10 protein-coding genes are annotated in these 12402 nt (G+C 59.2%); 2 read left to right on the top strand and 8 right to left on the bottom strand.

Going from position 1 to position 12402, the window contains the following annotated elements; genetic code table 11:
- The 8 genes from SE16_RS08850 to SE16_RS08815 all read right to left on the bottom strand — a co-directional run bounded on the left by SE16_RS08850 (position 1) and on the right by SE16_RS08815 (position 9916).
- On the bottom strand, positions 1–1515 hold the full coding sequence (locus SE16_RS08850) for a LysM peptidoglycan-binding domain-containing protein (protein ID WP_161804527.1): 1515 nt from the start codon (positions 1513–1515) through the stop codon (positions 1–3).
- 17 nt (positions 1516–1532) lie between these two features.
- Positions 1533–3110, bottom strand: a complete 1578-nt coding sequence (locus SE16_RS08845; protein WP_054492501.1) for a GAF domain-containing sensor histidine kinase — start codon at positions 3108–3110, stop codon at positions 1533–1535.
- Positions 3111–3115: 5 nt separating this feature from the next.
- Positions 3116–3691: a PilN domain-containing protein gene (locus SE16_RS08840; protein ID WP_054492500.1), complete on the bottom strand. Its 576-nt coding sequence runs from the start codon at positions 3689–3691 to the stop codon at positions 3116–3118.
- A 49-nt stretch (positions 3692–3740) separates the two neighbouring features.
- A complete protein-coding gene (locus SE16_RS08835; protein ID WP_054492499.1) occupies positions 3741–4601 on the bottom strand; it encodes a type IV pilus biogenesis protein PilM in 861 nt (286 codons plus the stop codon).
- A gap of 6 nt (positions 4602–4607) precedes the next feature.
- Positions 4608–6569: a proprotein convertase P-domain-containing protein gene (locus SE16_RS16210; RefSeq protein ID WP_060687485.1), complete on the bottom strand. Its 1962-nt coding sequence runs from the start codon at positions 6567–6569 to the stop codon at positions 4608–4610.
- 94 nt (positions 6570–6663) lie between these two features.
- Positions 6664–8172 (bottom strand): CpaF family protein, encoded by a 1509-nt coding sequence (locus SE16_RS08825; protein WP_082374421.1) that lies wholly within the window; start codon positions 8170–8172, stop codon positions 6664–6666.
- Positions 8173–8194: 22 nt separating this feature from the next.
- Positions 8195–9601, bottom strand: coding sequence for a hypothetical protein (locus tag SE16_RS08820; RefSeq protein ID WP_054493946.1), 1407 nt, complete (start codon positions 9599–9601; stop codon positions 8195–8197).
- A gap of 24 nt (positions 9602–9625) precedes the next feature.
- Positions 9626–9916: a DUF6812 domain-containing protein gene (locus SE16_RS08815; RefSeq protein WP_054493947.1), complete on the bottom strand. Its 291-nt coding sequence runs from the start codon at positions 9914–9916 to the stop codon at positions 9626–9628.
- Between the two features lie 200 nt (positions 9917–10116).
- Between SE16_RS08815 and SE16_RS08810 the strand changes: the two genes are divergently transcribed.
- The gene (locus tag SE16_RS08810; protein ID WP_054493948.1) at positions 10117–11769 is read left to right on the top strand and encodes a GAF domain-containing sensor histidine kinase; all 1653 of its coding nucleotides are present in this window, start codon (positions 10117–10119) and stop codon (positions 11767–11769) included.
- 30 nt (positions 11770–11799) lie between these two features.
- Complete coding sequence (locus SE16_RS08805; protein ID WP_054493949.1) at positions 11800–12330, top strand: tetratricopeptide repeat protein; 531 nt, start codon at positions 11800–11802, stop codon at positions 12328–12330.
- Positions 12331–12402: the final 72 nt, after the last annotated feature.

Here is a 12402-nt window from a genome sequence, read left to right as displayed (position 1 = left end):
TTATTCGCCGGTGATGGCGTTTTTCTCGTTGCGGCATGCGCACGCTTCGCGCACTTCTTCGCCGCGAATGAGCCAACCGTCGTAGGCGCGGGGTGCGGCAACCGCCCGCCAGCCTGAAAGCACGAACGGAATGGCGCTGTCGGCTTCGAGCCATTGCCCGTTGTACTTGCGGGCAATGTGCAGGTGCGAGGCGTCGGCAATGCCCCCCTCACACGATGGATAGCCCACGGGGTCGCCCTTTTGCAAGCGCATACCCACCGTGACGCGCCCCGCTTCGGTCATGTGCATGTAGAGCACGCTCCAACCGGTGCCGTGGTAGCCGTCGCCGTCCAGGTCGAGAATCACTTGCCCGTCGCGGCTGCGCACAACCGTGCCCGCCGCCACCGCCACCGCAGGATACTGCGACGGCCAGCAACTGTACACGTCCGGCGGCAGGAAATCGAGCGACGCCCAGGCGCTGAAATCGCCCCACCCACCGTGTGGACCACCCGTAAAGTGCCAGACTTCGCCGTCGCGCCAGGGCAGGCGGAACGCGGGCTGTTCCACCCCCGGCGGAAGCAGCGGCACATCGTACTGCCAGGGGTCGCCAAAGAGGCGGCGGTACGTTTGCTGGAAAGCGCCCAGCATCAGCGGCAATTTGTCCGGCGTGGTGGTGCGTGCCAGCACGTTTGAGACGGCGGCGGTGCCGGGGTTCGTGGCGGGGTCGTAGCGCATGCGTTCCCCTGAGGCAAATTGCAGCACAGCGTCGCGCCCGCTCAATTGCCCGTAGTAGCCCTGGTTCAGGCGGTTAGCCGCCCACGAGGCTTGCAGGTACAAGCCACTGCGGGCGGGGTCGCGCAAGCCAAAGGGATAATCGCGGTTTTCGGGGTTCGCGCTGGTGAGCCACCCACTTTGAAATTCGAGCAGCGCCAGCAAAACCCGTGGACCGATACTGTAATCTTCGGCCACCTGTTGCAGAATGGTGCTGCCACTCAGCAAACGCCCTTCCACCCATTCCTGATACCCCGCCAGATAGCCGTTGTAGCGCCGCACTTCGGACGAAAGGTCAAAGGTTTTGTAGGTTGGTCCATACACGACTTCGCTGTCGGGGATGATTTGGGCAGGCGGGACGTAGGCGGTCACGGTTTTGTAGGGCAGTTGGAGCACTTGCCCCGCGTAAATTTCGTGCGGATTGCTGAGATTGTTGAGCCGCATCAATTCATCCACGGTCGTGTTGAACCGTTCCGCCAGCGCCAGCAAGGTATCGCCCGGCTGAACAGTGTAATACTCAGGGTAGGGGGTGGCTGTGGGCGCGGCGCGGGGTGTCGGCGTGCGCAAGCGTGCCGCCAAATCGGCGTCGTTGAGGGTGGGGGGCGGTTGATTGGCGATCTCATCGGCGGGGGCGGCCTGGTGTCCGCCAATGGCGAGCGGCGGGTTAGTGGGTACCAACAACAAGGGCTCGGATGCGTCGTGGCGCTGCGTGGTGCAGGCGCTGAGCCAGAGTGTCAGCAGGAGAACAAGCGAGATGGAACGCATGGTGCAACGCATGGCTTTCATGATGAATGTACGGGTTGGTATTCCTGCAAAGGGAGTTGGACGTGAACGCGAGTGCCTTCACCAGGGCGGCTGTCAATGAGCAAGCGGGCGTCAATCAGTTCGGCGCGCTCTTGCATGTTCATCAGCCCAAAGTGGTAGCGTTCGCCCGATTGCTGGTGAATGCTCTCCATGTTGAAGCCGACGCCGTCGTCTTCAACCAGAATGTCGAGCGTGATCTCATCGTGAATGCTGACGTGTACGCGAATGTTTTGCGCCTGCGCATGCTTGCGGGCGTTGTTGACCGCTTCTTGCACAATGGCAAAGAGTTCGCGCACCGTGGGAAGCGGCAAGTTGAGGCGTCGCGGCACGTCGGGGGCGACAATGTAGTGGTAGGTCACGTCCTGGTCGCCCATTTGGATTTGTTGCAAAAATTCGTCCAGGGCGGCGACCAAGCCGCGCGTTTCCAGAATGAGCGGGCGTAGCCCAAAGAGCAAGGAACGCGCTTCGCGCACGGCCTGGCGGGCGGTGGTGCGCAGGTATTCGATTTCAACATCGAGCCGCTCGGACTGGATACCGCTTTGCTTTACCAGCAGGCGAATGTTTTCGGCGCTGAGCGTGATGGCTGAGAGCAGTTGGGTTAGCCCGTCGTGCAAGTCGCGCGCCAGTTCGCGCCGCACGGTTTCTTGCGCTTCCAGAATGCGGTCGCGTTCCTGGCGGACGCTTTCGTAGAGGCGTGCGTTTTGAATCGCGACGGCGATTTGGGCGGCGAACACGTTCAGGAGTTGGGCTTCGCGTTCGGTGTAAGGGGTGCGCCCTGGCCGCCGATTGACGTTAATGACGCCGAGCGTGCGACGGCGCACTTTGAGCGGGACGCTCATGGCACTACCGATACGTCCAATGGTATCGCTGGCGAGATGTTCGTAGGGCGTTCCTTCCAGCCCCCCCAGCAGAATCAGCGGCTTCCCTTTGCGCACCACTTCCCCCGCGATACTGTTTGTGAGGGGCACTTCCGCCGCGACGGCGGCGGGCGGCAATCCGTGTTGGGCGACGATGATGAGGTGAGGACCGTCGGGTTGTTCTTCCAGCAACATGAGCGAGACGGTGTCGGCGAAAAAGGTGCGCTGGACAATCGTGATGGTTTGCTCGTAGAGCCGTTGGGAGTTGAGCGTGCTCGTGATGGTGCGCCCTAACTCCATGAGCGAGAGAATTTCGGAGAGTTGCTCGCGCTCTTCGCGCATTTCAAAGTGCTGTCGCCAGCGTTCCAGCGCCACCAGGGCTTCGTCGCGGGTGAGCGGGTGCGAGAGATAGTCGAAGAAGCCTTGCCGCATAACGGTGCGGGCGCGTTCGATGGATGGCGTGGGGTCCAGCACAACAATGTCAAATCCGGGGAAGCGTGTGCGCAGTTCGGTCAGGGCGGTGATGTCGTCATGCGCCCACAGGTAGAAGAGCAAGCCGCGCGCCAGGGCGGGGACGGTTTCGCCGATTTCGTCGCCTGATTCAACCGCGTAAAAGGGCATGTTCGCCATAAGGGCGGCTTCTTGCCCCGCCAGTTGGTCTTCTGGATACGTTGAGAGAAAGACAACACACGTTTCCACAGGTCTTATTTCTCCAGGCGTAACCGAAAGTTGACGGCGGTTGGCGGTCCGTTGGGGACGCCTTCTTCGAGTTTTTCCAGGCGTACACGCTTCCAGGTGGGGTCTGTTTGCAGTGCGCGTGCAAATTCCAGGGCGAGCGAGGCGCTGCCGGCTTCGCCTTCGATGATGAGGGCGTCGTCTGTTTCGGTGAGGTTGGTGATGCTCACGCGGGGCGGCAACGCCGTGGCGACGGCTTCCAACACGGTGGAAAACGGCGTGCCCTCGCGTTCGACGGCGTCGGCAAGGCGTTCAAGCCGGACGGCTGTTTCGAGTGTGGTGTGAATGTGCGTGGTGAGCGTTTCGTATTCCGCCAACAGGGTTTCGACGTCTTGGGCGCGTGCGCGTTCGGCTTCTACGGCGTCGCGCAGGCGCGACAGCTGCTTGTCGTTGGACTGTTTGACGAAGAAGAGGAACACAAGCACCACAAGCCCCGCGATGATGAGCAGCCCCCCAAGCCTTTCGGGGGCAGACGCCGACTGCCACGTGCGCGCGGCACGTGATGATGGGGCGGTCAGGTTGATGTCTGGAAACTCTGTTGCCATGGTTTTGCTCACCTTTTCCACAGGTTGTAGGCGATAGTGTGGCGTTTTGTCAAATGCGCTTGCGTGCCAGCCCTACCGCAGCCATGTAGAGGTGTGGGGGCAGGCTGGTGGGGAAGGGGGTATCGTCGGGCAATGGCGCGAGCGACAACCCCAGGACGGTGGTCAGCAGGTCGTGCAGTTCGCCGCTGGTTGCCAGTGCGCCGACAACGTAGGTTGGGCATGCGAGCGCCTCTTTGCCGTAGGTCGCCGCCACCCGTTGTGTGATGGTGTGGATGTGTTCGGCAAGGCGTGTCAGGCGTGCGCCGTGTGTGCGCAGAAGGGGCGCGGTCAATTGCCAGGTTGCCGAGACCAGCGGCAAGGCGTCCTGTACGAAGGTGAAGGTTGCCATGGTGCGCCCTACGTCCAGCACGAAGCAGTGCGGCGCGCCAATGCCGCGAATGAGGGCGAGGGGTTTGGGTTCGAGCGCCGCCATGTGCAAGCCCGCCATATCCAGCACTGTTTCGATAAAAGCAACCATGTTCTGGGGGGACGCCATGGCGAAAAGGTGGGGGACGGCGTGGCGCGTCAGCAGGTGGACGCCCACGCGGACGGCTTGTCCCGCCCAGAAGCGTTGCGCGATTGCCTGCTCGGTGGGGGGCGGTTCGTCAGGCGACCAGGGGACGAGGCGCGTATCGGCGGGCAGCCAGGCGCTGGCAACGATGACGCCCCGCGTAGGGGCGCGGTGGTGCGCCCAGAGGGTGCGCAATGCGGCGGCAATTGGTTCGGCGGGGGGAAGGGTGTCCGGTGGCGTCGCCGTCCATTCAGGAAGGGGGATGCTCCCCCAGCGCACAGCGCGCCCGCGCTCAAACAGGACCAGGCGGGCGGCGTCGGTTTCGAGCAACAAGGTTGGGCGTGAGCGTTGCCAGAACATGCACACCTACGGGTAGATTTCCAGGTTCCAACTTTCCAGCGTGCCCGTTTTGCCCGGCTTGGTGTCGGTGACGCGCAACGTCCAGGTGCCGTTGGCTGTGTCGGGCAAGCCGCCGCTGACGGTGTAGCGCGTGCGCAGTTCGTCGGGACCGCCGCCTACGTCGCGGTCGGCGTAGAGCAGGTAGGTGCTCCCGTTCGGCGCAATCAGTTCAACACGCAGGTCGTACACGTCTTCGTGCGTAATCCAGACGAAGACTTTGAGTTCGCGAATCGAAATGGTGTCGGGCACTGTGACGCTGCTGGTGAGCGGTGTGGTGATGTCGTCGGGAATGGCGAGCGGGCACCCCGTACAGGCGTATGCGACAGGTGTCGCAGTGGCGGTTGGGGTCGCCGTCGGTGTTGGTGTGATGGTCGGTGTGTTAGTTGGTGTGGGGGTGGCTGTGGGCGGGACGGTCGGCGTGCTGGTCGGCACGGGTGTGCCGTATGTCCCCGCGTAGCGAATGAAATCAATCACCACCACTTGCCGACCGGTTCCGTTGGGGTGGCAATCTTTCGCGTCCGTTTCAACGGTCAGGCGCGGCGAGAGTTCGCGCCCGGTTTCTGGGTCAACCACGGCGACATACCAGCGCCCCTCTTTGGGGTAGGGCGCGAGAACCACGTCCCAATAGCCGTTGGGCTGGTTGGTGTAGCCGATACCCGACGGATAGGAATAGACCTGGTCGGGCGCGGCGCCGTCCCACCAGACGCGCACGGTGACGCCGTTGAGCGGTTGCCCGTTTTCATCTTTGATGAGTCCCTTGATCATCGTCACGCCGCAGTTGGGCAGGTAGAAGGGCGTTGTTGCGCCGAACTGATACGGGTCGGGCGTTGGCGTGATGGTGGGCGTTGGCGTGCGTGTGGGTGTTGGCGTTCTGGTTGCAGGCGCCGATGTGTACGTTGGCGCGGGGGTGTTGGTGGGCGGCGGTGGTTGCGTGGGCGGCAAGGTTGGCGTAGCGACGGGCGTTGATGTGGCTGGAGTGGGCGTGGATGAAGGCGGCGGTGTGGGGGCAAGCGCCACGGTTGTTTGGTTGGGTTGCGGTGTTTGGGCAAGGGCTTCATTCACGCGGAGCAAGCCGGCGACGGCTTCTTGCCCGTTGGGATTGATGCTCAACGCCTGTTCGTACTGTTCTTGCGCCAGCAAGACGTAGCCTTGCGCCAGCAGGGTGTCGCCATAGGCGACGTATGTCTCGTAAAGCAAGGTGTCAATCGAGGGGTCGTTGGGTGTCAAGACCGAGAGACGAATGAGCAGGCTGATGGCGCGTTCGTAATCGCCTTGTGTCATGGCGCGTTCATACTCGCGGCGCAGCGTTTTGGCGCGTTCTTCCGGACTTTGGGGGGCGCCTGCCGCACGGGTGTCGGCGGGTGCGGTGAAGAGTACGAGCGTGCCTTCGAGCGTGTAGGTGTTCGGGTCGTTTTCGTCGCGTGTCAGGCGAGCGTTGCGCAGGCGGGCGGTGGGAAGGATATCACCTTCCACGGCTTGCAGGAAAGCCTGCACGTTGCTGAGCGTACCGCGCACCGCCAGCGTGTAGGTTTGGCGGATGATGCCCTCGTCGGTTTTCTCGGCGAGACCTTCTTCGAAGGTCACCAGTTCCACGTCGTACTGGCGCGCCGTGTCAAGCAGGGTAGCCGCGAGGTCGAGCGGGGTGTCGGCGCGCGCCAGGCGCGCTTGGGCGGCGTTCAACCGCTGTTCAGCCACAGCGGCCTGGCGTTGCAGTGTGGTTATCTGGTTGATGCGCGGGGCATTTTCGGCGATGAACGCCTGGTAGCGTGCGAGTTCGGCTTCCAGGCGGCGCTCTTCAGCGTGTTGCGTGCGAAATTCCCACGCGAACCAACTGTAAGCGGTCAACAGCGCAAGGGCTGCCACAAGCAGCCAGAAGGGGCGCGATGAAAATCTTTCGATGATGGGTGATAGGCGATTCAGTGCACGCATACGCTTCCAATAAGGCACCCGCCACGTGATGGGGCGGGTGCCTGCTCGGTTTCAAATAGCCGTATGCGTACAATACCGAAAGTGTGGGCTTTCGTCAATACGGGCGACGCCGCACTTTCGGGACGAAAATCTCGGCGGGCAAATTGAAGCCGTGGGCTTCGAGGCGTGGCGTGAAGTGGGGGCGCACACCGGTTGGCTCAAACGAGCCTTCAACCTTGTTGGTTTCGCTGTTGTAGCCCCGTTCCACAAAGCGGAAGATATCTTGCATGACAATGGTATCGCCTTCCATCCCCTGCACTTCGCTGATTTGGATAATTTTGCGTGAACCATCGCGCAGGCGGGAGGTTTGCACAATCAAGTCTACCGCGCTAGCAATCTGTTCGCGAATGACGCTGAGCGGCATTTCCATCCCCGCCATGAGGCACATGGTTTCAAGGCGGGAGAGGCAGTCGCGCGGGGTGTTGGCGTGCAGTGTGGTGAGCGAGCCATCGTGCCCGGTGTTCATGGCTTGCAACATGTCCAGCGCTTCGCCGCCACGGCACTCGCCGACGACAATCCGCTCGGGGCGCATACGCAGAGAGTTGATAACGAGGTCACGGATGGTGACGGCGCGCCCGCTGCCGTCAGGTTCGGCGGGTTTGGTTTCCAGGCGTACCACGTGGCGCTGTTGCAATTGCAATTCGGCGGAGTCTTCGATAGTGACAATGCGCTCCCCTTCGGGAATGAAGCCGCTCAGAATGTTGAGCAAAGTGGTTTTCCCGGAGCCCGTCCCACCGCTGACGATGATGTTCAGGCGGGAGACGACGCATGCCCGCAAAAATTCCGCCATCGCCGGCGTCAGCGAGCCGAATTTGATGAGGTCGCGGATGGTGAGTTTCTCTTTGCTGAATTTACGAATGGTAATTGTGGGACCATCAATCGCGCAGGGGGGAATGATGGCGTTGACACGGCTCCCGTCGGGGAGACGGGCGTCCACCATCGGCCAGCGGCGGTCCACACGGCGACCAAGTGGGCGTACAATGCGGTCAATAATGCGCAACACGTGGTCATCGTTGCGGAATTTGATGTTGGTTTCGATGAGTTTCCCCTTCTTTTCGATGAACACCTGGTAGGGACCGTTGACCATGATTTCGCTGATGTCCGGGTCGCGCAGAAGGGGTTCGATAGGTCCAAACCCCAGCAATTCGTCGAGGACTTCCTGATAGAGCGCTTTTTGCTCCTGCACCGTCAGCGAGACGTTGCCATGGCGATACAATTCCTGGAAACGCTCGTGAATGACCTGGCGCACTTCGGGCGTATCTTCCAGCGTGATGTGTTCCAAACTCACCATCAACTGGTCAATAATCCAGTCGCGCAGTTCATTGCGGCGCTGGCGCGCAATCTCTTCCACGCTGGCTTCGACTTCGCCTTCTTCAAAGACTGTGCCTTGCAGGGGGGATTCTTCTGGACGCACGTCTTCCTGGCGGATGGCTTCCCCCTCGTCCAGCCCCAGCAAGTTGCGAATATCTTCGGCCGGTTTTTGGGGCTGGGGTGCTGGGGGATTTTTCTCATCATCTTTCCGTGGGCGGTTGGGGTTATTTTGCATACGGCGCAACAGAGACATAGTTCACTCCTCTCATTCCCACCTAAAACTCAACGAAATAGGCATCGCACGCCTGGTCAATCAACTCTTTGGTCATCGCTGGGCGTATCCCGCGATAGGCGGCGATATCCAGAATCTGGTCAATCAAGTCGCGCGGGTGCGCCGACTTCAATTCGCGTTTTTGTTTGATGTAGTATTCGCGCAGCAAGTAGACAAACACCTTCTGGTTGAATTCAATACCCTTGGCGGCGCAGACGCGGCGGAAAATTTCGTAAAACTGGCGGTCGGTGGGGTTGGGAATTTCCAGTTTGTGCCGCAAGCGTCGCAAAAAGGCTTCGTCCACCAGGTCTTTGGGGTCAAGGTTGGTGCTGAAAACGATAAAAGTTTCAAAAGGAATTTCAATTTTCATGCCGTTTTGCAGCGTCAAAAAGTCAATGCGCAATTCAAGCGGTACAATCCAGCGGTTGAGCAAATCTTGGGGGCGCATTTGCTGGCGACCGAAGTCGTCCACCAAGAAGAGCCCGCCATTGGCTTTCATTTGCAGCGGGGCTTCATACGTCTTGGAAATGGGGTCGTAAATCAAATCGAGCATTTCCAGCGTCAATTCACCGCCTACCATCACCGTGGGGCGCTTGATTTTCACCCAGCGGCGGTCAATGCGCTTGGGTTGCAAGCCGTCGGTTCCTATTTTGCCTGTGCCCAACCGCCCCGTGCCGGGCTTGCGCAAACTCTCGGTTTTGGCGCCCAGGCTGGAAGTGCCGAGTTTCGATGTGTCCGATTCTTGCTCTTCCTCAACGGGTTCGTGTACCAGTGAATCGAACACTTTGATGATTGAGGCGCCGCCAACAGAAATGGCATACGGGATGTAAATATCCCCTTTCATCATGCGCGTAATCGAACTGGCGATGGCGGTTTTCCCGTTGCCGGGGGGACCATACAGGAAGAAAGAGCGCCCCGAATTGACGGCGGGACCGATGCGGTCAATCGTTTCCGGCGGGACAACAAGGTGAGAAAGCGCCTGGCGCACGTCTTCCGGCCCAATGCGGTATTTGTTGGGTTTCTGCTCGACAACCACTTTGCGGTATGCTTCAATAGGGACAGGTGCAGGACCGACGTATTGACTGCGTTCAAGGGCTTCGCGCGCGCGTTTGATACCTTTTTCGGCGATGGTGTAGCGAAAACTGCGTTCACTGATGCCGCGACTGCCGGTGACGCCGATCAACTCTTCACGTTTCAGAAAATCCAACACCGGCTCCACAACATTCACAAATGGAAGTTTGACGGTATCGGCAATATCCTGCGCGGTAATTTCACCGGCAAAGTAAACGACCTTCAAGACAAGGTCGGTCAAAAAGCCCATCGAAAGCCCGGTTTCTTCGATAGAACGAGGTTCTTTCAAAACTTCCCATGCTTCTTGTGAAAGATCAACGGGTATGGTGGCCACTGTCATGGTATTGGCTCCCTACACAAAGAATTATTCATCACGTTGGTTGATTGCTTCAACAGGGGTAATCCATATGATTTGCTGCTTATTGAGCGAAAGAAAACCCGTAAAAAATGAGGAACCATCTCGCAAGTGAACCGTGGCGTTGGTGAGCGCGAGGAAGCCGCGTTCCTTGTTGTTGACCTCATCGCTCAGTCGCTGGTCGAAGTGGATGTGCATTTCACCCTCAACAAGCCCGTCGTGTGTCGCAATGCGCACCAGCAAAGGGCGTGTGGTGACCTTGTCGGTGTAGTACTTGCCTTTGGCGTCGAAACGTTTCATGAGAGACCTCTTTCACGGTTCGATTGGCGGCTGAGAAAGTTTTTTCATATTTTCGCAAGGTTCTCGCTTCTGCTATCATATGGCAAGAAGCGGCGAAACGCAATAGGACTTTAGGCGGGCTTACTACCGTCAGCACCGTTGCCATCGCCATGACATTCTTACAGTAGTGGAGTGCCTTGACAGAATACACACGAGGACGCATGTTGAACACGGGACATTCGGATTCGTTCGCTTTCACACTTGAAGATTTGCGTTGGGTGCTGGAAGCCGAGAGCGGTACCGCTTTGTTGCAAACCGGCTTGGATATGATCATCCAAACCGTTCCCCCCATCATGGGCGGGGCTTTGCTGCTTCAAACGTCATCGCGGCAGTTGCAGGTGCAGAGCGGTATCCCGGCGGATGCGCTGGATATTGTCGAGGCATGGAAGACGGCGTGGCGTCCTTCGCAACAGGGTGAAGAGCATGAAGCCGATTTCACGCTTCCCCCCGACCAGTGGGTTGCCCTGCCCATGCAGAGTTATCGCCACCTGGTGGCGGGGCGTGCGCTCTTTTATGTGCAAGAGCCGTTGACGCAGGAAGTCTTGCACTTTCTCCAAAACCTGCTGAGCATTTTGGCGCATTATGCGAATATCATCGAAGAAAACCGCGCCGCCCGACGCTATTCCCAACGCCTGGAACTCCTGTTCGATATCACGCGCGCATTGACGGAAACGCTCGATTTGCAGGGGGTGTTGTCGTACACGATGCAGTTGGCGGCGACGGCAATGGACGCTGAGGCGGCTAGCCTTTTGCTTGCCGACCCCAAGACCAACGAACTCTATTTCTACGCGATCCATAGCACCCAGCGCGACCGCCTGGTGAATGTGCGTTTGCAAAACAACCAGGGTATTGTCGGGTGGGTCTATCAAACCGGTGAAGCCGTTATCTGCGACGACCCCGCCAACGACCCCCGTTTTAGCCAGGTGGTGGATGAACGCTCAGGATTTGTGACGCGCAACATTCTGTGTGTACCGCTCCAGGTCAAGGGCAAGCGCATTGGCGTTCTTGAAGTGCTGAATAAGCATGGTGATGAATCGTTTACCGAAGAAGACAAACACCTGCTCATGACGCTTGCCGCCGAAGCCGCCATTGCCATTGAAAATGCGCGGCTTTATCAGAATTTGCGTGAAGAGCGCGACCGTATCATGCGCATTCAAGAAGATGTGCGGCGTGAATTGGCGCGCACCTTGCACGATACCACCGTGCAATTGTTGTCTTCCATTGTGATGAGTGTGTCGCACGCCCAAAAATTGTACGAGCGTGCGCCGGAGTTGCTGCCGGATGAGCTGCGCAACATTGAGGATTTGGCGCAACGCGCCATGCTCTCGACCCGCCAATTGCTCTTTGAACTTCGCCCGGTGGTGTTGGAAACGCGCGGCTTGGGCGCGGCGCTCGAAGCCTACATTCAGCGTCTGGATGAAATCTCCCGGCAAACGCGCTTTATCTTGGACCTATGCGAAGACTTGCCGGATTTGCCGCCCCATGTGGCGCAAACGCTCTTTGCCATCGTGCAGGAAGCCATCAATAACGCCATCAAGCACGCCCAGGCGTCCACAATTCGGGTGAAGACTGTCTGCACGGACGAGGGAATGGAAGTGCTTGTTGAGGATGACGGCAAAGGGTTCGACTTGAAGAAGGTCCAGCAGTCGTATGATGTCTCCGGCAGCCTTGGCTTGATCAACATGTATGAGCGCGCGAATCTTATCGAAGCCTCGCTGACTATCGAGAGCGAAGTTGGCAAAGGCACGCGCATACAGATTGTGCTGCCATACGAATCACTTGACCGACTGCGTGCTATCGCAGAAAATAGATGACAGGCACCACCCAAACCCAAGGAGCCGAAAATGACCCCGGACACGTTGAGTGCGCAAGGCCAAGCGGCGTATGACGCCGAAGATTATGAAACCGCTGTTGCCGCGTTTCGGCAGGCGCGCCAGGTATGGCATGAGATGGGCGACCCCTTTGGCGAAGCCCAGGCTGCCATGGACGAGGGGCGTGCGCATGCCCGTTTCGGCAACATTGAAGCGGCAATTGAAGCCCTGAGCGATGCGCTCAAACTCTTCAAGGAATGTGATGCGCTGGAAGAGCAAGCCGCCGTCGCCATGCAGTTGGGGCAGTTGATGGTCCAGCGTGGTGATTACAAGCGCGCGTCGGAGTTGCTGGCGTATGCCGCGCAACTGTTCGATGAACTGGATGACGTCGAGCATGCCAATGAAGTGCTGGCAACGCTGGAAGAAGCCTTTGGTCAGCAAGGCGATTGGTTGAACCGCCTGATTGTGCGCTATTACCTCATGCGCCGCACGGGTGACGATGTCTCCCTTTCGGCGCGCTTGTTGGGGCTTTTCTTGCGCCTTTTGGGGGTGAGCCTTTCCTGACCGGTGGGGCTGGTGTGGCAAGCAGAACGGGCGAGCCGTGCGGCTCGCCCGTTTTGGTTTGGTAGGGCAAGG

It is taken from the genome of Ardenticatena maritima (genome assembly GCF_001306175.1).
Lineage (GTDB): Bacteria > Chloroflexota > Anaerolineae > Ardenticatenales > Ardenticatenaceae > Ardenticatena > Ardenticatena maritima.
This window is presented reverse-complemented; position numbering and strand designations above follow the sequence as displayed.

What these genes read in the sequence shown, in the direction of transcription:
- SE16_RS08850 (WP_161804527.1), bottom strand. Translation starts at nt 1,515, where the DNA reads ATGCGTTCCATCTCGCTTGTTCTCCTGCTGACACTCTGGCTCAGCGCC.
- SE16_RS08840 (WP_054492500.1), bottom strand. Translation starts at nt 3,691, where the DNA reads ATGGCAACAGAGTTTCCAGACATCAACCTGACCGCCCCATCATCACGT.
- SE16_RS08835 (WP_054492499.1), bottom strand. Translation starts at nt 4,601, where the DNA reads ATGTTCTGGCAACGCTCACGCCCAACCTTGTTGCTCGAAACCGACGCC.
- SE16_RS16210 (WP_060687485.1), bottom strand. Translation starts at nt 6,569, where the DNA reads ATGCGTGCACTGAATCGCCTATCACCCATCATCGAAAGATTTTCATCG.
- SE16_RS08825 (WP_082374421.1), bottom strand. Translation starts at nt 8,172, where the DNA reads ATGTCTCTGTTGCGCCGTATGCAAAATAACCCCAACCGCCCACGGAAA.
- SE16_RS08820 (WP_054493946.1), bottom strand. Translation starts at nt 9,601, where the DNA reads ATGACAGTGGCCACCATACCCGTTGATCTTTCACAAGAAGCATGGGAA.
- SE16_RS08815 (WP_054493947.1), bottom strand. Translation starts at nt 9,916, where the DNA reads ATGAAACGTTTCGACGCCAAAGGCAAGTACTACACCGACAAGGTCACC.
- SE16_RS08810 (WP_054493948.1), top strand. Translation starts at nt 10,117, where the DNA reads ATGTTGAACACGGGACATTCGGATTCGTTCGCTTTCACACTTGAAGAT.
- SE16_RS08805 (WP_054493949.1), top strand. Translation starts at nt 11,800, where the DNA reads ATGACCCCGGACACGTTGAGTGCGCAAGGCCAAGCGGCGTATGACGCC.